The organism is Candidatus Kurthia intestinigallinarum, assembly GCF_003991225.1.
In the GTDB taxonomy this organism is placed as follows: Bacteria; Bacillota; Bacilli; order Bacillales_A; family Planococcaceae; genus Kurthia; species Kurthia populi.
Genome location: NZ_JTFC01000007.1, coordinates 86519 through 107930, shown reverse-complemented (window position 1 = coordinate 107930; position 21412 = coordinate 86519). Strand labels below are relative to the sequence as shown.

Genomic DNA, 21412 nt, shown 5'->3' with positions numbered 1-21412 from the left:
GGATAGAAGCGTGAAACTTTTACGATTTTTCGGCCATACCACTTCGCCTTATACATCAGTTTTTGCACAAAAGAAGTCCAAGAAACGTCACTAATCGCTTTCGCTAGTTTATGATTTTTCAACATGCCTTTGGTGTGTAAGTCTTCTAGGCAGATGATGTCGTACTGGCGAATGAGTTCCGTTGATAACTTATTCAAAAAGTCTTCCCGCTGAAACGCGACACGTTCACGCAAACGCGCAACTTTCATGCGTTGCTTTTGGTAGTTCATGCAGTCACGTAAAACGCGGTTCTCTTTTTTTGCTTGTTCGTAGCGACGTGATAACTTGCGTTGTTCACGCTTTAGTTTCTGTTCCATCTTCGCCGTAAAGCGTTGGTTATCCACTTTACGTCCATCAGAAAATATGGCGAAATCAGTGATACCTAAATCAATCCCTACAGATTGATTGGTTTTCGGTAACGGATGAACATCCGGCACTTCGCATGCAATCGATACGTAAAAATGGCCACTTGCATGATATTTGATCGTTGCGCGCAGTATACGGCCTTCTACCTCACAAGACTTCGCAAACTTCACAAGCCCAAGCTTCGGTAGTTTGATTCGTTTGCCGACAATCGCGATATTGTTATTTGTATTTTTGGTTGTATAGCTTTGTACGGGATTCTTTTTGCTTTTGAAACGAGGGTAGTTGTTTTGCTTCTTAAAAAATCGATTGAAGGCATCGATTAAACATTCATAAGAGGCTTGTAATGCCACACTGTCTACGTTTCTCAGCCAAGCTGTTTCATCTTGTTTCTTCATCTTCGTGAGGACTTTAGACATCAGGCAACGATTTAAGCTTTTGCCATCTTCCTTATAAGAAGTGTTCCAAAGTGCAAGAAAATGGTTATAGACAAAACGACAATGACCATGCGTTTGATGGATGCGTGCTTGTTGGTCCTTATTTGGATATAATCTAAATTTGTAGGCTTTATTTTGTGACAATACGTTCACCTCTTCCGCTCATTAGTTTTTAATCGTTTCGATTGAAATACCGCCAGTAGAGATCCGACAGTCGTTTTTAGAGCAAAACAGTTCTAGTCTTTCCATACCCTTTTTCAATCAATAGCAAGCCCTATTAACGAGTATTTTAACGAGCATCTCTTGAAACGTGCTATTCGTCAAAAGCACAGCATGCATCGCCCACCTACTCACTTCGCTCCTTGAGGTGGGCGTCTTCTGCTACAGACATGATAAATACGAGCCAACATAGCCTTCATCAAAATCATTGGCATCAAAAACGATTTGTCCCGCTTCATTTTGGAAGCATCCGAAATTATCCATATGCATATCTCCTTGAATCCATACAGGTCTATGCTCAGGCGTATGATAAAGCGATGGAATCTTCGTCACATCATAGTAAAACAAATAGGCGCTCCCTCTAAAAAATCGGTACGCACTCTCCTGCATCTTGTCATACTTTGCTTGGCGCTGTGCATCACTTAGTCCCATACAGTCCACATCAAATTCATGTAGCACGGTTTCAATAAAATGCTTACGCAAAGCTTGGCGTGTGTTTTTCACACGTTCGTTATTAATTGGCATCAAATTCCCCCTCTAACATTTCAACTATGTAACGAAGCTATCAATTTCATGTAATTTCACGGTTTTGTCTATATTATTACCCTTCATTTCGATACACTTAACAACGTAAAAAAAGAAAAGGTTGGTGATTCGAATGATGAAACGCACACTATGTACCCTACTCGTCGGTACAAGTTTTTTATTAGGTGCTTGCACACAAGAAGATACAGCAACCTATGAAATGCAGCAAGACGGCATCGACATGACCGTCAAAAATTATTATGTAGATGATACTATTACAAAACAGCAAATTGAAACGACGATGTCATATAAAACGCTTGGCTACGCTTCAAAAGAAGCTGCACGTGAAGCGAATTTAGATGCTGAGCAAGAATATAATCACGAAGCTGGTATACGCTATAAAGCAAATTATAAAAGGAATGCGATTGCAACCAATTTGACGATTGATTATGATAAAATCGAACATTTAGAGGCACTTGAAAACTTGCAGGGCGTTACGTTTGAAGTAGAATCGACAAATCCGGTTCAAGTAAATAAAATCAAGACCGAAATGCTTTTAAAAGAAAATGGTTTTAAGAAGCTTGAGGAGTAATTTGTAAGCTATTGTAGGGCGAAAAAGGACATAGGCAATTTCGACTGTTTCTGTTACACTAAATGTATTGATTTAAAGGGGATTAGACTATGTTGCCAACTACCGTAAAACACCGTTATACAGGCGAACAAATTACGTTTGTCGAACGCACGAAAGACTACACCATTATTGAAGTAACACTACCAGCCAACGGGGATGGCCCACCACTACATAAGCATGACCGCTATGAGGAAAATTTTGAAGTCATTAGCGGTCAACTAACGGTCACTGTAAATAAAAAAACGACCATTTTAAAGCCAGGTGATGCAGCACTTGTTCGTCTAAAACAGGCGCACCGCTTCACAAATGCACATCCAGAGCCGGTAACATTTCGTGTGACACTAACACCACGTTGTGATTTTGAGACGTCTGTGCGCATTCATTATGGACTGATGGACGATAATCTAACAGATGATAAAGGTAATCCGAAAAATTTTACCCATCTAGCTATTATCCTGTACTTCCAAAACACATGGATTGCTGGTATTCCAATTAGCATTCAACGCTTTATTGCGAAGCGCATTTTAGCGAAAGCTGAGAAAAACGGTACGTTAAAAGAATTAGAAAAATATTATATTGAAGCATAAAAAAAGAGGCTCTCACACATGTGAAAGCCTCTTTCTTATTATTTCCCTTGCTTCGCTTGTTTCTTTTGTAAATATGCCTCACGTAATTGTGCAAGACGTTCTTGTTTATTGGACTGAGCCGGCTTGTTTTTTTCGTGGAACTTCGTTACTGCTGCCTGGCCTTTTGAATCTAATTGATATTTTCCCATTTGGTTCACCTACTTTTTGTTAACGTAACCATACTACTATACATTATTTTCGACGATTCGTGTAAAGAGAATGTTTGGAAAAAGATGCTACCTTATTTTTTCTTTTTAACCTCATCTTAACCTTTGGCCTATAAGATAGGTAGTAAGAAGTGGTAATCTACCACTAAAAATGAATGGAGGTTTACAATGAAAAAATGTTTAATTAGTAGTAGTATGGCTGTTGCTTTATTATTTACAGGTGCTGGACACTCGTCTGCAACTACAGTAACAACTGCAGCACAAACAAATTTATCAAGCTTGCAAGGTATGGATCTCGAGAACGCATTATTGGCCGTGCAAAGTAAGCGCGCAGGTTTATTGGAAGATCAACTAAAGAATCAGCTAGAACAGGTACAAGTACGAAATGCTGAGATTTCAAAACTTAATGAACGGTTAGCTACTTGTAAGAATGAAGAGGAAAGAGCATTGATTAAACAACAAATGGATACGCTAGCCAATTCGCAGCAAATGGATACGCTTCGTCTTCAAAGTTTATCAAATAAACGCAACGAAGCATTTGATACAATGACTAATTTCATTAAAAAAATGCAAGATAATCGTTCGTCTATCCTAACAAATATGCGCTAATAAATAAAACCTCCACCGTCGTTTGAATACGGTGGGGGTTTTCATGTTTATATATGGCTTTCTATCGTTTAAAATTCCGCTTCAATATGCTCAAAATATCATCGCAATTTAGCTTAAAATATTGAAAACCCTCTCCTAGTGATTTCATTCCTATTCTCTCGTATGTACTGTTAGTCACTCGTCTCAAGCAATTCTCTTGTCTTCCAGTCATATACTTTGTAATCCATTTCAAACTGATGATTGTGACTTACCGTAATCTCACAATAATATGGATTGGCCTCGCCATATGCGGGTAACTCCGGTTTACCCTTACTCCTAATTTTCTCGTCTAAATACACCATATCAAAATACGTTTTCGTCGTATGATGTCGCCCACTTTTAGCGGTATCAATCGTACATTTCCCCTCTAGCTGGTCATAGTCTTTTGCCACAATTGATTTTAAATCCGGCACCGTAAATACGAGTAGTCCGATTCCTACTACAAATAGCCCGAGCGTTTTTAAAATACGTAAAAACGGGAAAACCCGGTCCTTAACCATTGTGATTAAAAGAAAGATACTGCCAGCCGCCATCACAATACCCACAAGCAATACAAGATAATAATCGATCATTCTGTCCACTTCCCTATGCCATATTCTCTTTATTTTATCATTTTCTAGAAAACAAAAAACGCCTTAAATTCCTATGTAATAAGAACTTAAAGCGTTTTTCGATGACACCTTGATGTCCCAGGAGGGATTCGAACCCCCGACCGACGCCTTAGAAGGGCGTTGCTCTATCCAGCTGAGCTACTGAGACGGTATTGCCTAATTCGATTAGGACAATACTTATTATATAGGACGTTTTTAGAAGCGTCAATAAATTTTTTTAATATAGAATTAGAAATTAATTTTTGTAATGAGCTGATGTTGATCGTCTAGAAATGTAACGCTATAGCTATCGGCTGTTGTCTCAATAACCGCATAGCTTTTTTCTTTACGGCCACGTGGTGATTTGAGGCTGCCAGGGTTTAAAAAGAGTGTGCCATCAACTAATTCAGCGCCTAAAACATGCGAGTGACCAAATAACACGATATTGGCATTAACTTCCTGTGCACGCATCGCAAGTGGTGTCAGCGTCGTTTTGACGTTAAATAAATGCCCATGTGTCATAAATACCGTCTTACCCTCGACATTGACCACTTCCTCTACTGGATAGTTCACATCATAATCACAGTTCCCGCGTACACGCTTGCAGTCTTTTATATGCACATCCTCATAGGCAAGCTCACTATCGCCACAGTGGAAATAATACGCTGCATCTGGATGTGCTGCGATAACGTCTGGAATAATCGCAGCATCTCCGTGTGTATCACTTAATACGACAATCTTCATCGAATCCCTCCTATAATTTACCCGCTAATTTTTCTGTTAGTAAACGCAGTGCATTGCCTCGATGAGACACCTTGCCTTTTTCCTCTGCGCTTACTTGTGCTAATGTTTTGCCGAGCTCTGGCATGTAGAAAATCGGATCGTAGCCAAAGCCATCCTCTCCTTGGCGTTCACGTAAGATTTGACCCTCACAGTAGCCTTTTACAGTCATCGTGTCCATCTCTGGACCTGTGATTGCTAGGCAGCATACGAAACGTGCTGTACGGTCCTTATCTGGCGTTTCTGAGAGCTTTTCAAGCACTTTATCGATATTCGCTTCATCATCATGGTCGCCTGCGTAACGTGCTGAATAAACGCCTGGTTCGCCGTTTAGTGCATCCACTTCTAAGCCACTATCATCGGCAATGACTAATTGCTGTAAATCTTTTGCTAGTGCCTCTGCTTTTAAAATGGCATTTTCCTCAAATGTTGTTCCTGTTTCCTCAATATCCATGCTTGGTGCGACATCAAATAGTGTTAATACATCATAGCCAAGTGGTTTAAAGATGGCTTCAAAATCATGTGCTTTCCCTTTGTTTTTTGTAGCGATAACGACTTGCTTCATAATTAATTCCCTCCATATGTAGAAAAGGAGCTGCCATGCAAAACCTTCTTCTGTTGAAGAAAAGCTCCTGCGGGACAGCCCCTTGTTTGTTATAACGTAATGCGCGCTGCATTCACGTCATCGATTGGTAGCCAGTTCGTTGCGATATCTTTAAAGATTGGCAATGAGCCTGTTGCAAAAAATCGATGTTGTGGTGCAGTTGTGGCACTTCGTTCGATACCTTTGAATTGTAGAATATCTAATGCTTGCTTCGCTGTCTCAGTAGCTGAGGATACGATATGTACCTGATCGCCAACTGCACGTTGAATCAAATCTTTAATAATTGGATAATGGGTACATCCTAAAATTAATGTGTCAAACTGATTTTTTTCTAATGGTTGTAATGTCTTTTTCACTAAGTCAAAAGCAAATTCACTTTCATACTCGCCACTTTCTACAAGCGGTACAAGCGGTGGACATGCAAGCGATGAAATTTTACTTGATGAATAAAGTGATGCTACGGCATTTTCATACGCCCCGCTTTTCACTGTACCCGCTGTTGCGATAACTGCGATATCATGTGTTTTCGTCGCCTTGATTGCGGCTTGTGCACCTGCATTGATGACACCGATGATTGGAATGTTGCTATGTTTTTGTAGACTTTCTAATGCTACGCATGTTGCCGTATTGCATGCAATGACAAGCATTTTTATACCCATCTCTTCCAGTTTATTCGCCATTTGCCATGTAAATTTCACGACTTCTTTAGGCGTTCTTGGACCGTATGGGCAGCGCGCTGTATCACCGATATAGTAAATCTCTTCATTAGGTAAATAGTGAAGCATTTCTTTTACAACGGTTAAGCCACCAACACCTGAATCAATAACTCCAATTGGAGCATTCACGTTAACCGCCTCATTCCTCTTTCATTTCTTGATACATTCGTAAGAGGAGTGTTGAAAGAACCTCCACTTCCGAATCGTCAAAATCTTTAACAACGTCTTGTAAATAGCCTTGTCGCTTTTCAACAACCTCCGTAATAATTTGTTTACCCTTTTCCAACAAATGTACACGGACCACACGACGATCTTTCGTATCGCGAGAACGAATGACTAATTCTTTCTGTTCCATACGATCGACTAAATCAGTTGTTGTACTAAACGCTAAATACATTTTAGTAGAAAGTTCGCCAATTGTCATGTCCCCAAGTTCATCTAACCACTGAAGCGCGATAAATTGTGGTGGCGTAATTGTATAATTACTCAAAATTTCGCGTCCTTTTTGTTTGATGTTGCCGGCGATATGTCGCAAACTTTTTTCGACACTTAAAATATTTTCAGTTAACTCGTCATGCGGCATTAAAATCACTCCCGTAAAGTATATATAACCTCTATTTTGACTTTAAATGCCTTAATAAGCAAGTTATTTCTGAATTATTTAACTGTTCCGGTAAGTGACTCTAATTGCTCATTATTGAACGCTATAGATTTTCCTGTATTTTTATTCATTTGTACGACTGTACTTGTTCCTGTAAAAATAATTTCTTGACCCTTCAGTGCAACATAATGCATATCAATCGATGAGCGGCCAATACGTGCTATTTTCACACCAACCTTTAACACATCATTGTAGTAGGCCTGTTGCACATAGTCACAATGAAGATTTGCCATGACCGGCACACCGAAGACACCTGGCTCAAGCTCTTGTGCCATTAAGCCGCTATTTTCCATATACGCTGTACGCACTTGCTCGAAATAAATGAATGGCACTGTATTATTCATATGACCAAATAAATCTGTTTCACAAAAACGTACTTTAATATCCTCGAAATAATAAAAATCTGCCAACCATGTTTGTACATCCTCAATATATGCTGGTAACATGTAAATCCCCCCAAATAAATGAATAGTTGTTCATTCTCATATTTTACCAACTTTTTCTCGCAATTGCACATATTTTCTTTTTACAAACAAAAAAGCCACCCGCAGAAGCGAGTGGCTTTTGTTCAATATTCTTAGTCGACCATGTGGTCAGAACCGAAGAAGTTTTTGAACATTTGAACTGTTGCAGCACGGTTAAGTGAAGCAATAGAAGTTGTTAAAGGAATACCTTTAGGACATGCTTGAACACAGTTTTGAGAGTTACCGCAGTTAGCAAGACCGCCGTCTCCCATAATAGCGTTTAAGCGTTCGTCTTTCACCATTGCACCAGTTGGGTGAGTGTTGAATAAACGAACTTGTGATAAAGGAGCTGGACCCATGAATGAAGAGCCAGAGTTTACGTTAGGGCATGACTCTAAGCAAACACCACAAGTCATACATTTTGATAACTCATAAGCCCATTCACGTTTACGTTCTGGTAAACGAGGACCTTCACCTAAATCGTACGTACCATCGATTGGAACCCAAGCTTTAACTTTTTTAAGTGAGTCGAACATGCGTGAACGGTCAACTTGTAAGTCACGGATAATTGGGAACGTGCTCATTGGTTCGATTGTAAGTGGTTGTTGTAATTGGTCAACAAGAGCTGAACATGATTGACGTGGACGGCCATTGATAACCATTGAACATGCGCCACAAACTTCTTCTAAACAGTTCATGTCCCATGCTACTGGAGTAGTTTTTTTACCGCTTGTAGTTACTGGGTTCTCACGAATTTTCATAAGAACAGAGATAACGTTCATATTTGGGCGGTAAGGAACTTCGAATTCTTCCCAACGAGTCGATGCCTCTGGACTATCTTGACGTTTTACTTTAACAGTAATTGTTTTTTGTTCTGCCATGATTAGTGAGCACCTCCTGTGTAGTCACGTTTACGAGGTTTGATCATAGAGCAATCAACTTCTTCGTAAGTGATAATTGGATCAAATGACGGTGTGAATTCAGCAATTGTTGTTTTTAAGAAGTTCTCATCGTCACGTTCAGGGAATTCAGGTTTGTAGTGAGCACCACGAGATTCATCACGTAGTAACGCACCTTTTGTAATTACGTTTGCAAGCGCAAGCATGTTACGTAATTGACGAGTAAATTGAATACCTTGGTTAGACCATTTAGCTGTATCATTTACGTTGATGTTGTTCCAACGTTCTTTGAATTCAGCTAATTTTTCAAGTGTTTCTTGTAATTGTTTGTTGTAACGAACAACTGTTACGTTGTTTGTCATTAATTCACCAAGCTCTTTGTGAAGAAGGTAAGCATTTTCGTTACCTTTATCCATTGAGATAACTTCATTCCATTTAGCTTGTTCTTCGCGAACTGCATCATCATAAATTTTAGATGGAAGGTCTTCAACGTGTTTGTCTAAACCTTTAATGTAGTTAACTGCGTTTGGACCAGCTACAGTACCACCGTAGATAGCTGAAAGTAATGAGTTAGCGCCAAGACGGTTACCACCGTGTTGAGAGTAATCACATTCACCTGCAGCGAAGCAACCAGGGATTGTTGTATGTTGATCGTAATCTACATATAAACCGCCCATAGAATAGTGAACTGCTGGGAAGATTTTCATTGGTACTTTATGAGGATCATCACCTACGAATTTTTGGTAGATTTCAATGATACCACCAAGTTTAATATCTAATTCGTGTGGATCTTTGTGAGATAAGTCAAGGTATACAACGTTTTCACCGTTAATACCTAATTTTTGGTTGATACATACGTCGAAGATTTCACGAGTCGCAACATCACGAGGTACTAAGTTACCGTACGCAGGATATTTTTCTTCTAAGAAGTACCAAGGTTTACCGTCTTTATAAGTCCAGATACGGCCACCTTCACCACGAGCAGATTCTGACATTAGACGTAATTTGTCATCGCCAGGGATTGCTGTTGGGTGGATTTGGATCATTTCACCGTTTGCGTATTTAGCACCTTGTTGGTACACGATAGATGCTGCAGAACCAGTGTTGATCATTGAGTTTGTTGATTTACCGAAGATGATACCAGGGCCACCAGTTGCCATAACAACTGCGTCACCACGGAATGCACGGATTTCGTGAGTTGCAAGGTCTTGTGCTTTAATACCTTTACATACGCCTTGTTCATCTAAGATTAGGCCTAGGAATTCCCAGCCTTCGAATTTTGTAACTAAGCCTTCTACTTCCCATTTACGTACTTGTTCGTCAAGTGCGTATAGAAGTTGTTGACCAGTTGTTGCACCAGCGAACGCTGTACGGTGATGCATTGTACCGCCAAAACGACGGAAATCTAAAAGACCTTCTGGTGTACGGTTGAACATAACGCCCATACGGTCTAGTAAGTGGATGATACCAGGTGCTGCTTCACACATTGCTTTTACTGGTGGTTGGTTTGCTAAGAAGTCACCGCCATAAACAGTATCATCAAAGTGGATCCAAGGTGAGTCCCCTTCACCTTTAGTATTAACGGCACCATTCATTCCGCCTTGCGCACATACAGAGTGTGAACGCTTAACCGGAACTAATGAGAATAATTCTACTTCTGTGCCCATTTCAGCAGCTTTCATTGTAGTCATTAAGCCGGCTAAACCGCCGCCAACAACTAGAAGTTTGCTTTTCGCCATGTTTTTTCTCACTCCTCGTTCAAATAGTAGTTAGCGTTTTCAATAAATTAGCTTATCGATTAAACGAAAGCTAAAATTGCCATTACGCCTACTACAGATAGCAATACAAAGAAAATCATTGTTACCCAAGTTGCAACTTTTTGAGATTGTTTAGATTGTGTAATACCCCAGCTAACTAAGAATGACCAGATACCGTTAGATAAGTGGAATGTAGCTGCGATGATACCAACAATGTAGAATGCTAACATTGCTGGGTTTGATACGATGTCAGCCATCATATCGTAGTTAACTTCAGCATCTGCAAGCGTTTTTTGTAAACGTGTTTGCCAGATATGCCAAGCAATGAAAATTACTAAGAAAATACCTGATAAACGTTGTAACATGAAGAACCAGTTACGTGTTGTACCAAAACGTTTTAGATTTGATTTTGCAGTAAATGCAATATATACACCATAGAATGCATGGAACATTAATGGAATATAAATTACAACCCATTCTAAAACTAATAAGAATGGCATTTTTTCAACTAAGCCTGCTGCTTCGTTGAAAGCTTCTACACCTTTAGTAGCTTGGAAGTTGACTAATAAATGGAACACTAAAAACAGACCTACAGGAATTAAACCAAGTAGTGAATGTAGTCGACGCCAATAAAACTCTTTTTCTTTCGCCAAGACTGTTACCCCCCTCAGTACTTAAAACTTGCAGCACAAGATTAACCATCGTTAGATTCGCTAACGTATGGTTTCACTACAAGCTTTATCATGGTACAATATTATGACAAGTTCATTGTACTCTCATAACTATTGAGCGTCAAGGAAACCAAAGCAATTTCAAAGCGTCCTATACGTGTGGAAACCGCTATAAATGAGTTGAATTATCTATTTCAAGCAAATATTTTCTATCTCATTCAAATTTTAGACAAATTTTAAGAAAGAAGTGGTCATATGTCGCAAGAATTAACACAAAATGTTTCTGCGTTTGGCTACGAGCTTATTCGAGACCATATTCTGTCTTCTATCTTAGGTAAAAATGAAGAAGATATTCTCTACTGGGCTGGTAAAGAGCTAGCACGCAAATTCCCCGCTACGACAATAGAAGAAGTATTACAATTTTTTGCAGATGCTAGTTGGGGCATCTTAACACTTGATAAACAATCAAAAGATGAAGCGTTCTTTACATTATCAGGTGCTGAAGATTTACTACATATTACACATCGTTGCTTCCGCTTAGAAGCTGGCTTTTTAGCTGAGCAGCACCAAAATATGTCTGGACTTCTTACAGAATGTTTAGATGATAAGCATGAACGAAAAAACAGCGTAACCTTCCATGTAAAATGGGATTTAAAAGATCCAATCGAACGTTAATTCCTTCAATGCTCAAAAAAGGATTGCGAAAGCCGCAATCCTTTTTTTATATAATAAAATGACTGATTTATGAAAATAATCGTTTATTATCGATGCCTTTCATGTCATTTCATTTTTAAATAGAAGAAACTCAAAATTTTTAGAGATTTCTGTTCAATTTCCACTTAGATAACTGGACATTTGCCTACACAAAAGACTACTCTTTTTTTATTTCTTTTCCGTTTAAACTTCTACTGAAACTTTACTTAATTCAAATTCCTCATGTAGAGCATTGGCGGCTTTTAACATATCTTCATGCGCTACTACGACCGACACTTTGATTTCAGATGTACTAACCATCTTCACACCGATGCCTTCGCGGTATAGACGGTCAAACATCGCCGCCGCAACTCCTGGATTAGAGGCCATACCTGAGCCAACAATCGATACTTTTGCTAATTGACTCTCATGCTCGATATGGTCATAGCCTAATGTACTTTTATGTGCTGCTAAAACGGCTAATGTCTCTTGTAACTGTGATTCTTTAACAGAGAATGATACCGTTGGACTGCCTTGTGCGACAAGCGCCTGTACAATAATATCAACATTGATATGATTTTTAGCTAATGTTGTAAAAATATTGGCAAGTGAGCCGGTATAGCTTTCATTATAATAAACGGTCATACGCACGATTTGCTCTTCAAAGGCAACTCCGCGCACTACTAGATTTTTTTCCACTATAACTTCCTCCTTCAAAATCGTTCCCTCAACTTCTTCATAACTCGAGCGAACGGTCATCGGCATACGATGATTTTTAGCGACCTCCACGCTACGTGGATGAAGCACACCCGCGCCTAAATGTGCGAGTTCAAGCATTTCATCATAAGACATCTCCTGTAGCTTACGCGCGCCTTTAATATAGCGTGGGTCACTTGTATACACGCCGTCCACATCGGTGTAAATATCACAGCGTTCTGCGCCAAGAGCTGCCGCAAGTGCCACCGCTGTCGTATCTGAGCCACCTCGACCGAGCGTCGTAATATTCCCTTGTGCATCAATGCCTTGGAAACCCGCTACAACAGCAATTTTATGCTCATTTAATGCTTGCTGAATTGTTTTTGCTTGAATGTTTTCAATACGTGCATTGCTCGGTACTTGCTCCGTAACAATGCCCGCTTGCCACCCTGTAAAAGACTGTGCTTCAATGCCTAAAGATTGAAGCGCCATCGATAATAATGAAATTGTCACCTGCTCACCTGTTGTTAGCAGAACATCCATTTCACGTTTTGAAGGAGTCGTTGCTATCTCATTTGCCATTGCGACAAGTTGATCGGTCGTTTTCCCCATTGCAGATACAACAGCCACAATGCTATGCCCTTTTTTATATTCCTTTTGAATTCGCTGTGCTACGTGCTGAATTCGTTCTGTTGTCGCTACCGAAGTACCGCCAAATTTTACAACTAAAGTACTCAAATTTATTCGCTCCCCACATATTGTCTATGTCAGGCAGTCAACATGAATTAAAAAAAGGCCGACCTAAATTTTAGGCCGACCTTCGCATGTACGTTCATCGTTCGAACATTCATGTGTGATAGCCCTCCAGAACCATTGCTGATTCTGACAATTCCACATTTCTTAAATGTAGAACCAACAGTTAGAAAGAATAGATTTCCTAACCATTTCGGCGGCCTCCCCTTTCAACACTCCTCACCGGTTCTATCCAACCTAAGAATGTTTACTATTAGAGTTCCGCGCCTCTATCATCACTAATCTAGTGATTTTATTTGGTGCTTTAACATTATCACAATATTTGGAAAAGGACAATTATTTTTTTGAAAAATACGCAATTACGGTATTACTCAATGATTTTGGTAGTCCAGCTTCTACTAATTGTGCCTCATCTGCTTCTTTAATTTTCTTAATCGAGCCGAAATGACGCAGTAGTTGCTGCTTTCGCTTTGGACCAACGCCTGGTATCTCATCTAATACCGACGTAATCGCATTTTTTTGGTGCAACTGACGATGGAACGTAATCGCAAAGCGGTGCACTTCATCTTGTATACGCTGTAATAAATAAAAGGCCTCACTATTATGCTTGAGTGGCACAAGCTCCGGTGGCATACCGTATAGCAGCTGCTTCGTACGGTGCTTATCATCCTTTGCCAGACCAACAATCGGAATATCGAGCCCTAGCTCATCCTCTAGCACCTCGCGCACGACCTCCATTTGCCCTTTACCGCCATCTGTGACGATTAAATCAGGCCAAGGCTGGTCATCACGTAACATCCGTGTATAACGACGACGTACGACCTCACGCATCGCTCCGTAATCATCATGCGCCTCTGCCTGCTGAATTTTAAATTTACGATAATCCTTTTTACTCGGCTTACCGTCAACGAATACAACCATTGCAGAGACGGTATCGGCACCAAAAATATGTGAGTTATCAAAGGCTTCGATGCGCAGCGGTGTAACGATTTGTAATGCATCCCCTAGTTCCTCACAGGCTCCAATCGTGCGCTCCTCTTGACGCTCAATCAGCTTAAATTTCTCATCAATCGAGTTTTGCGCATTTTGCGTCGCAAGCTCTAGCAATTCTTTTTTCTTACCCTTTTGTGGCTGTAGTACAGTAGCATGCAGCGCCTCTTCTAGCATCTTCGCATCAATTTGTTGTGGGACGAGTATTTCCTTCGGTAGCAAATGCCCTTTTTCATAAAAGCGCGCCACAAATGTTAAGAATTCTTCTTCCGGCTCTCCGTAGGACGGGAACATCGATACTTCACGCTCGATTAGCTTGCCTTGACGTACAAAAAAGACCTGTACACAAATCCAGCCCTTATCGACCGCATAACCAAAAATATCGCGATCTGTGAAGTCATTAATAATAATTTTTTGATGTTCTACAACTTTTTCGATATGCGCAATTTGGTCTCGAAATTCCTTTGCTCGCTCAAAATCAAGCTGCTCAGAGGCCTCATACATTTTCTTCGTTAATTCTTTTTTGACATCATCCTGCCCGCCCTTTAAAAAGCGTGAAATTTCCTGCTTCATGTCATCATAGGTTTCCTTAGGAATGTCTTTGACACAAGGCGCAAGACACTGGCCGATATGATAATAGAGACAAACGCGATTTGGCATCGGATCACATTTGCGTAATGGATATAAACGATCTAGTAGCTTCTTCGTTTCAGCAGCGGCATAGCCGTTTGGATAAGGACCAAAGTATTTTGCGCGGTCCTTTTTCACCTTACGCGTAATCATTAGGCGTGGGTAGCGTTCATTTGTTATTTTCAAATAAGGATATGTTTTATCATCCTTCAGCATAATATTATATTTTGGGTCATGTAATTTAATTAGATTAAGCTCTAGTAAAAAGGCTTCCATATCCGAGGATGTCATAATGTATTCAAAATCGACAATTTCACTAACTAAGCGCTCCGTTTTCGCATTATGTGAACCGGTAAAATACGAGCGCACACGATTTTTTAAAACTTTCGCTTTCCCTACATAAATAATCGTTCCTTGTCGGTCCTTCATTAAGTAGCAACCCGGCTTATCCGGTAAGATGGCGAGCTTTTGTTTTAATAAGTCATTCAACGACGTTCCCCCCTCATATACTCATTATACAAAATCGAACAGGCGTTCACAAAAAAAGAGCGCTTATGCCGTAGCACAAGCGCTCTTCTTTCTATATGTTGTTGCGTATTAAGCGTGTTTTGATACGAATTCAGCTAAAGCTTCTTTTGGTTGGTAACCAACAACTTTATCTACTAATTCGCCATCTTTGAATAATACAAGTGTAGGAATTGACATAATACCGAATTCAGCAGCTGTTTGTTGGTTTTGGTCAACATCTACTTTTACGATTTCTGCCTGTCCTTCAATTTCAGGTGCTAGTTCTTCAAGAACTGGCGCGATCATTTTACATGGTCCACACCAAGTTGCCCAGAAATCTACTAATACTAAACCTTTTTCAATATCGCCATGGAATGACGCGTCTGTTGCATGTTTAATTGCCATAATTATATAGCCTCCTTAGTTCTCATTACCGAAAGTTTAGCACATTTCAAGGGTGCCTGCGACTTTTTTGCTTGATATAAAGATATATCCGCATAATCTAGCAAATGAATCTTCTGGTATCTCTTTTATCCAATGCGGATTTCCTATAAAGTCGTCTCTTTCATATCTTTTTTAATATAAAACGGGGAACCACATTGCTGTGATTCCCCAGTGTTTTTAAAATTACGCGTTCACTTGAAGCGCTTTAACTTCTTCGATTAGAAGAGGTACTACTTCGAATAAGTCGCCTACGATTCCGTAGTCAGCTACGTTGAAGATGTTTGCTTCTGGGTCTTTGTTAATAGCAACAATGACTTTTGAATTCGACATACCCGCTAAATGTTGGATTGCACCAGAGATACCTGCAGCGATATAAAGGTCTGGTGTTACAACTTTCCCTGTTTGGCCGATTTGTAGTGAGTAATCACAGTATTCTGCGTCACATGCACCACGAGATGCGCCAACCGCACCACCAAGAAGATTAGCAAGCTCTTTTAATGGTTCGAAGCCTTCAGAGCTCTTTACGCCACGACCACCAGAAACGATTACTTTCGCTTCTGAAAGGTCAACGCCTTCTGTCGATTTACGAACAACGTTTTTCACGATTGTACGTAAGTTTGTAATATCTACTGATAATGCTTCAGCAGAGCCCGACTTCGATGCATCTTTTTCAAGAGGCTCGATGTTATTCGGACGTACAGATACTAATAGTGGAGAGCTTTGAGATTCCACTTTTTCAAACGCTTTACCAGAGTAGATTGGGCGGATAAATTGTGCGCTATCGCCTTCACCCTCGATTTTTGTGACGTCTGAGATAAGACCTGCTTCTAGTTTTGCCGCAACTTTTGGTGATAAATCTTTACCAAGTGCTGTGTGACCAAACACGATTGCTTCTGGACCTTCTTGATCGATTACCGCGTTAAGCGCTTGACCGAAACCATCAGAAGTATAATGTTGTAAGTGTGGGTGCTCCACTGTAATAACGCGGTCAGCACCATAAGCGAATAGCTCACCTGCTAAGTCACCTACTGATTGGCCGAATAATGCTGCAACGACTTCGCCGCCGCCAGAGATCGTTTTACCTGCTGCGATTGCTTCAAATGATACATTTCGTAACGCGCCTTCACGTGCTTCTGCTAAAACAACTACTTTTTTTGACATTGTAAATCCTCCCATCAATTTGTTTACTTAGGATGTTAAATAACTTTCGCTTCAGAATGTAGTAATGATACTAATTCTTTCACTTGAGCTGGTAATTCACCTTCAAGTACGCGACCTGCTGCTTTTGTTGGTGGAAGGAAAATTTCCACAACGTTTGTTTTTGGTTCTACATCGTCTTCATCGATGTCTAAATCATCTAACTCTAATTCTTCAAGCGGTTTTTTCTTCGCTTTCATAATCCCTTGTAATGAAGGATAGCGAGGTTCATTTAAACCTTGTTGTGCTGTGATTAATAGAGGTAGAGCTGTTTCGATTTCTTCTGAATCCCCTTCAACGTCGCGAACGATGTTTGCTTTACCGCCACTAATTTCAAGAGAAGTAATAGTTGTTACATAGTTAATGCCTAATAATTCTGCTAAACGTGGAGCTACTTGACCTGAGCCGCCGTCGATTGCAACGTTACCGCCTAGGATTAAGTCTGCTTCTTTATCTTTTAGGTATTCTGCTAAAATAGCTGAGATTGTATATTGGTCTAAATCATCTAAATCTTCTTCAGCGTTGATTAATACGGCTTTATCTGCGCCCATTGCTAATGCCGTACGAAGTTGTTTTTCTGACTCCTCATTACCGATTGTCAGTACTGTTACTTCGCCGCCCTCAGCGTCGCGGATTTTAATCGCTTCTTCGATGGCATATTCATCGTACGGATTGATGATGAATTCCGCACCGTCTTCTTGAATTTGGCCTCCGTTAATAACGATTTTTTCTTCCGTATCAAAAGTTCTTTTTACTAATACAAAGATGTTCATAATCGTAAACCTCCCTATGTGTATTATCTATTTTCCCTTAAATACTGGCTTGCGTTTTTCTACAAACGCTGTGATGCCTTCTTTTGCATCTTCTGTCTTAAAGCATGCTGCAAAGTGCTCGGCTTCCGCTTCTAATGTTTCCTTTAGATTGGGTGTATCGCCTAAACGAAGTAGGTCGATGGCTGATTTTAATGCTAGTGGACTCTTTTCAGCAATTTTTTGTGCTTTTTGAAGTACACTCGCTTTCAGCTCCTCTTCTGGAAAATGGGCATTAGCTAACCCCCACTGTACAGCTTCCTCACCTGTTAATGACTCGGACGTAAACATCATTTCTGCTGCTTTAGCAAGTCCAACATGGCTCGGTAATCGTTGCGTACCACCATACCCTGGAATTAATCCAAGGTTAAGCTCAGGAAGCCCAAGCTTGGCATTAGACGCGACATATCGGATATGGCAACTCATGGCTAATTCCAATCCGCCACCTAGCGCAGCACCATGAATGGCCGCGATAACTGGTTTCTCGAAAGTTTCGATTTTTCTGAAAATTTTATGCACAGCCATTGTCTGATCATGCATTTGTTTTTCCGTTTCAACTTGCGTAAACTCTTTAATGTCTGCACCAGCTGAGAAAAATCGGCCTTCGCCGTGAATAACGACAACACGTGTATCTGGATCGTTGGCAATTTTATCAAATAGACCGTCAAGCTCGACGATCAGCGCATAGCTCATTGCGTTCGCGGGTGGGCGATTAATCGTAATGACTGCTAGGGCGCCTTGGTTCGATAATTGTAGAAAGCTCATTCGCTAATTCCCTCCTATATGTAAGAGGCTGAGCAAAAGCTCAGTCTCTAAATTATGACTTAATACCATTTAGCAATAACTCATATACTTTGGGTGCTAGTGCGAGCAAATCAAATTTTTGGTCTTTCATCACCCATGAAGTTGTTACTTCATCAATGGTTCCAAAAATACATTGTCTCGCCAAACGAATGTCCATATCCGCTCTGAAGTCACCTGCATTAACACCTTGTCGTAAGATTTCGTCGATTAAATCGAGATAACCTTTTAAAATAGCATTAATTTTCGCTCGAACTTCAATATTGGATTGGCGCAATTCTAGTTGTGTCACGATCCCGAGATGTTTATTATCCGTTTGTACTTTAAAGTGACTTTCAATCATCTTTTGCAGTTTCTCAGAAGCTGTTTCATTGCGATCTACAATCACTTGTAAGCGGTTAATAAAAACTGCCATCTTATCTTCAAAAACGGAGATTAAAATATCCTCTTTATTTTTGAAGTATAAATAAATGGTTCCATCCGCAACACCAGCCTGCTTCGCGATTTTCGAAACTTGCGCTTGATGATAGCCGTTTTCTGCAATAACAATTACTGCAGCGTCTATAATTTGCTTATACTTCGGCTTTTCTTTCCTCACTTTGTATCACCACCATATCCAAAAAATGAATGGTTATTCATTCACATCTTTATAATAAATGCACCTGGTAAGTTTTGTCAAGCAAGGTTATCATTTTGTTTTGCTTTTTCTTCATCAACAAGCTGACGACGCAAGATTTTCCCTACCGCGGTCTTCGGTAACTCTTCTCTAAATTCGTAAATACGTGGTACTTTATATGATGCTAAATTTTTACGGCAGTAACGATTTAATTCGTCATCACTCACCTCTGCACCTTCTTTTTTCACGATAAAGGCTTTTACAGTTTCACCGCGGTACGGATCTGGTACTCCGATAACGACACATTCTTGAATCCCTTCATGCTCATATAACACCTCTTCGACTTCACGCGGATAAATATTGTAGCCACCTGCGATGATGATATCTTTTTTACGGTCCACAACGAAGAAATAACCATCCTCGTTCATATACCCCATATCACCTGTTAATAGCCATCCATCACGTAATGTTTGTGCTGTTTCCTCAGTACGATTCCAGTAGCCCTTCATAACTTGTGGTCCTTTAATGCATAACTCGCCCACTTCTCCAACGGCTACTTCCGTCATCGTCGTTGTATCCATAATCGCCGCATCAGTATCTGGCCAAGGCACACCAATCGAGCCTTTCACACGTCGGTCAATCCATAAGAAATTACTATGCGTTACTGGCGAAGATTCTGTTAGACCATAGCCCTCTACTAGCTTACCGCCTGTTACTTCCTCGAACTGATCCTGTACTTCAACTGGTAGCGGTGCTGAGCCACTAATACATGCCTTAATCGATGATAAATCATACTTCGCAATATCCGGATGATTTAAAATGCCAATATAAATTGTTGGTGCTCCTGGGAATAATGTCGGCTTATGCTTATCAATTGTTTTTAAAAGCTCTGTCGCATCAAACTTCGGCACTAAGAGCATTTTAAAGCCCATCATGACACTAAGTGCTAATACCGTTGTCATGCCGTACACATGGAAAAATGGTAGCACCCCAAGTACCACATCCGGCTCCTGCTCATCCTCTGGAATACGATAATCATTCGTCCACATTGCACAGGCCTGCACATTCGAGACAATATTACGATGCGTTAGCATAACCCCTTTTGGGAATCCTGTCGTACCACCTGTATATTGTAATAATGCCAGATCCTCATTAAAATCAAATGCTTCATCGATTGGTATTGCCGTATCTGGGCTTGTACGTAAAATTTCAGTAAATAAATGATTTACCCCTTGATGTTCCACTGAAACTTTGAAACCATACTCTTTTCGTTGCATGAACGGGTAGACGACATTTTTCGGGAATGGTAAGAAATCTTTTAAGCCCGTTACGACGATATGTTCTAAGTCTGTATCCTTCCATGTTTTCATAATACGTGGATACAAAATATCGAGTGTAACGATTAATTTTGCACCAGAATCTTTTAGTTGATACGCCACTTCACGCTCGGTATAAAGTGGATTGGTCATCACAACCGTACAGCCGGCATACATCGCACCAAAAAAGCTGACTACCGCCTGTGGTGTATTTGGGAGCATAATCGCAATGCGGTCTCCTTTTTGAAGGCCAAGTTTTTGAAGATAATTTGCAAATTTATACGCGTATTGTTGTAACTCTTTGAAGCGAACTTCTTTTCCCATAAAATAGATCGCGACATTATCTGGTGTCTTATCCGCCATCTCTGATAAATACTGTTGCAGCGGTATCTCTCGGTAATCGAGTGATGTTGGGACTTCTTCCGGATAACTTTTTAACCAAAGTTTCTCAGTCACTTGCGAACACCCCTTTGCAATAATAAGTTAAAAACTTACATTAAGTATATCGGACGGAAATAGAACTTTCAATGAATAGTCACTCATTTTTTCGTTTTTTCGAGAAAATTCGTAACAAAAATAGAATTTTTTATTTTCGAACGTTCGATTTCTAATTATTGATACACGATTATGGATGTTTGCCCGCAATATTTTTTCTGCATGTATTACCAAAAGATTAGCTAGCACAAAATGGTCAGAACCTCAGAAAGCGTGTTTTAGCTACGACATATTTCAAAATAAGTGTCAGCTAGCGACCATTGTCGGATAAATTTTTAGCGTTTTCCTAATGATGTTGCAAAAACTGTCAACAAAAACAATTAAATTGCGACAAACGCGCAAAAATATAGCAACGCTGCCCAGTCAACCGAAGCATTTTTGACCTAAAAAAACATAAAAAGGGCTGTTTTGCGCTCTCCGCCGGTTCTTTAAAGGACCGTTTCAGACGATACATTCACTTTACAAAAAAATAAATGACAACTTTTTATAAAAACAGCTTCCTAAGCAGATCTCATAAAATACCAGACCATAGCGCAACAAAAATACCCCTTAATTTATTAAAATCGGACAAAAATAGCCCTTTAGAGCACCTGAAACGGGTCATTTTTTTATCTCTCGATTACAATAATGTCGTAACTATCGCCAGTAGTTTGATAATTATTTTTCAT

24 protein-coding genes, 1 tRNA gene and 1 riboswitch are annotated in these 21412 nt (G+C 40.0%); of the genes, 4 read left to right on the top strand and 21 right to left on the bottom strand.

What is annotated here, in order from left to right; all coding sequences use genetic code 11:
• A partial coding sequence (gene tnpB / locus QI30_RS02045) for an IS200/IS605 family element RNA-guided endonuclease TnpB (protein WP_148113846.1) occupies nucleotides 1–992 on the bottom strand: 992 nt, incomplete at its 3' end.
• Between the two features lie 228 nt (nucleotides 993–1220).
• Nucleotides 1221–1583 (bottom strand): DUF2252 family protein, encoded by a 363-nt coding sequence (locus tag QI30_RS02040; RefSeq protein WP_126989286.1) that lies wholly within the window; start codon nucleotides 1581–1583, stop codon nucleotides 1221–1223.
• A gap of 133 nt (nucleotides 1584–1716) precedes the next feature.
• Here QI30_RS02040 and QI30_RS02035 point away from each other — a divergent pair, with 133 nt between their 5' ends.
• Together QI30_RS02035 and QI30_RS02030 are read left to right on the top strand one after the other, a co-directional pair.
• Nucleotides 1717–2175, top strand: coding sequence for a DUF1307 domain-containing protein (locus tag QI30_RS02035; RefSeq protein ID WP_126989285.1), 459 nt, complete (start codon nucleotides 1717–1719; stop codon nucleotides 2173–2175).
• Nucleotides 2176–2264: 89 nt separating this feature from the next.
• Nucleotides 2265–2801, top strand: coding sequence for a cupin domain-containing protein (locus tag QI30_RS02030; RefSeq protein WP_126989284.1), 537 nt, complete (start codon nucleotides 2265–2267; stop codon nucleotides 2799–2801).
• Nucleotides 2802–2839: 38 nt separating this feature from the next.
• Here the strand turns inward: QI30_RS02030 and QI30_RS20800 are convergent, their stop codons facing one another.
• Nucleotides 2840–2989, bottom strand: a complete 150-nt coding sequence (locus QI30_RS20800) for a hypothetical protein (RefSeq protein WP_029499375.1) — start codon at nucleotides 2987–2989, stop codon at nucleotides 2840–2842.
• A 186-nt stretch (nucleotides 2990–3175) separates the two neighbouring features.
• Here QI30_RS20800 and QI30_RS02025 point away from each other — a divergent pair, with 186 nt between their 5' ends.
• Entirely contained in the window at nucleotides 3176–3616 is a 441-nt protein-coding gene (locus tag QI30_RS02025) for a hypothetical protein (protein WP_126989283.1), read from the top strand.
• Nucleotides 3617–3786: 170 nt separating this feature from the next.
• Here QI30_RS02025 and QI30_RS02020 read toward each other — a convergent pair whose 3' ends face one another.
• From QI30_RS02020 to QI30_RS01975, 10 genes are all read right to left on the bottom strand, one after another.
• Complete coding sequence (locus QI30_RS02020; RefSeq protein WP_126989282.1) at nucleotides 3787–4227, bottom strand: hypothetical protein; 441 nt, start codon at nucleotides 4225–4227, stop codon at nucleotides 3787–3789.
• 113 nt (nucleotides 4228–4340) lie between these two features.
• Nucleotides 4341–4414: transfer RNA gene (locus QI30_RS02015), tRNA-Arg, on the bottom strand.
• Nucleotides 4415–4494: 80 nt separating this feature from the next.
• Entirely contained in the window at nucleotides 4495–4989 is a 495-nt protein-coding gene (locus tag QI30_RS02010) for a metallophosphoesterase (protein ID WP_126989281.1), read from the bottom strand.
• A gap of 10 nt (nucleotides 4990–4999) precedes the next feature.
• The gene (locus tag QI30_RS02005) at nucleotides 5000–5590 is read right to left on the bottom strand and encodes an XTP/dITP diphosphatase (protein WP_126989280.1); all 591 of its coding nucleotides are present in this window, start codon (nucleotides 5588–5590) and stop codon (nucleotides 5000–5002) included.
• 89 nt (nucleotides 5591–5679) lie between these two features.
• Nucleotides 5680–6474 carry a glutamate racemase gene (gene racE / locus QI30_RS02000; RefSeq protein ID WP_126989279.1) on the bottom strand — a complete coding sequence of 265 codons (795 nt, stop codon included), beginning with the start codon at nucleotides 6472–6474 and terminating at the stop codon, nucleotides 5680–5682.
• Nucleotides 6475–6484: 10 nt separating this feature from the next.
• Entirely contained in the window at nucleotides 6485–6928 is a 444-nt protein-coding gene (locus QI30_RS01995) for a MarR family winged helix-turn-helix transcriptional regulator (protein WP_126989278.1), read from the bottom strand.
• A 74-nt stretch (nucleotides 6929–7002) separates the two neighbouring features.
• Nucleotides 7003–7452 carry an acyl-CoA thioesterase gene (locus QI30_RS01990; protein ID WP_126989277.1) on the bottom strand — a complete coding sequence of 150 codons (450 nt, stop codon included), beginning with the start codon at nucleotides 7450–7452 and terminating at the stop codon, nucleotides 7003–7005.
• Between the two features lie 131 nt (nucleotides 7453–7583).
• Entirely contained in the window at nucleotides 7584–8351 is a 768-nt protein-coding gene (sdhB, locus tag QI30_RS01985) for a succinate dehydrogenase iron-sulfur subunit (protein ID WP_126989276.1), read from the bottom strand.
• Between the two features lie 2 nt (nucleotides 8352–8353).
• Nucleotides 8354–10108 (bottom strand): succinate dehydrogenase flavoprotein subunit, encoded by a 1755-nt coding sequence (gene sdhA / locus QI30_RS01980; protein ID WP_126989275.1) that lies wholly within the window; start codon nucleotides 10106–10108, stop codon nucleotides 8354–8356.
• A 59-nt stretch (nucleotides 10109–10167) separates the two neighbouring features.
• On the bottom strand, nucleotides 10168–10779 hold the full coding sequence (locus tag QI30_RS01975) for a succinate dehydrogenase cytochrome b558 subunit (protein WP_126989274.1): 612 nt from the start codon (nucleotides 10777–10779) through the stop codon (nucleotides 10168–10170).
• 273 nt (nucleotides 10780–11052) lie between these two features.
• On the opposite strand from QI30_RS01975, the gene QI30_RS01970 reads away from it, so the two are divergent.
• The gene (locus QI30_RS01970; protein WP_126989273.1) at nucleotides 11053–11472 is read left to right on the top strand and encodes a YslB family protein; all 420 of its coding nucleotides are present in this window, start codon (nucleotides 11053–11055) and stop codon (nucleotides 11470–11472) included.
• A 222-nt stretch (nucleotides 11473–11694) separates the two neighbouring features.
• On the opposite strand, the gene QI30_RS01965 is transcribed toward QI30_RS01970, so the two are convergent.
• The 8 genes from QI30_RS01965 to QI30_RS01930 form a co-directional block, all read right to left on the bottom strand.
• Complete coding sequence (locus tag QI30_RS01965) at nucleotides 11695–12924, bottom strand: aspartate kinase (RefSeq protein WP_126989272.1); 1230 nt, start codon at nucleotides 12922–12924, stop codon at nucleotides 11695–11697.
• Between the two features lie 111 nt (nucleotides 12925–13035).
• Nucleotides 13036–13219, bottom strand: a riboswitch (Lysine riboswitch).
• A 56-nt stretch (nucleotides 13220–13275) separates the two neighbouring features.
• Complete coding sequence (gene uvrC / locus QI30_RS01960) at nucleotides 13276–15048, bottom strand: excinuclease ABC subunit UvrC (protein ID WP_126989271.1); 1773 nt, start codon at nucleotides 15046–15048, stop codon at nucleotides 13276–13278.
• 108 nt (nucleotides 15049–15156) lie between these two features.
• Nucleotides 15157–15471, bottom strand: a complete 315-nt coding sequence (trxA, locus tag QI30_RS01955; RefSeq protein ID WP_126989270.1) for a thioredoxin — start codon at nucleotides 15469–15471, stop codon at nucleotides 15157–15159.
• A gap of 222 nt (nucleotides 15472–15693) precedes the next feature.
• Entirely contained in the window at nucleotides 15694–16671 is a 978-nt protein-coding gene (locus tag QI30_RS01950) for an electron transfer flavoprotein subunit alpha/FixB family protein (RefSeq protein ID WP_126989269.1), read from the bottom strand.
• Between the two features lie 35 nt (nucleotides 16672–16706).
• A complete protein-coding gene (locus tag QI30_RS01945) occupies nucleotides 16707–17480 on the bottom strand; it encodes an electron transfer flavoprotein subunit beta/FixA family protein (RefSeq protein ID WP_126989268.1) in 774 nt (257 codons plus the stop codon).
• A 27-nt stretch (nucleotides 17481–17507) separates the two neighbouring features.
• Nucleotides 17508–18281, bottom strand: coding sequence for an enoyl-CoA hydratase (locus tag QI30_RS01940; protein WP_126989267.1), 774 nt, complete (start codon nucleotides 18279–18281; stop codon nucleotides 17508–17510).
• Between the two features lie 52 nt (nucleotides 18282–18333).
• A complete protein-coding gene (locus tag QI30_RS01935; RefSeq protein ID WP_126989266.1) occupies nucleotides 18334–18915 on the bottom strand; it encodes a TetR/AcrR family transcriptional regulator in 582 nt (193 codons plus the stop codon).
• Nucleotides 18916–18992: 77 nt separating this feature from the next.
• Nucleotides 18993–20705 carry an AMP-binding protein gene (locus tag QI30_RS01930; RefSeq protein WP_126989265.1) on the bottom strand — a complete coding sequence of 571 codons (1713 nt, stop codon included), beginning with the start codon at nucleotides 20703–20705 and terminating at the stop codon, nucleotides 18993–18995.
• Nucleotides 20706–21412 lie beyond the last annotated feature (707 nt).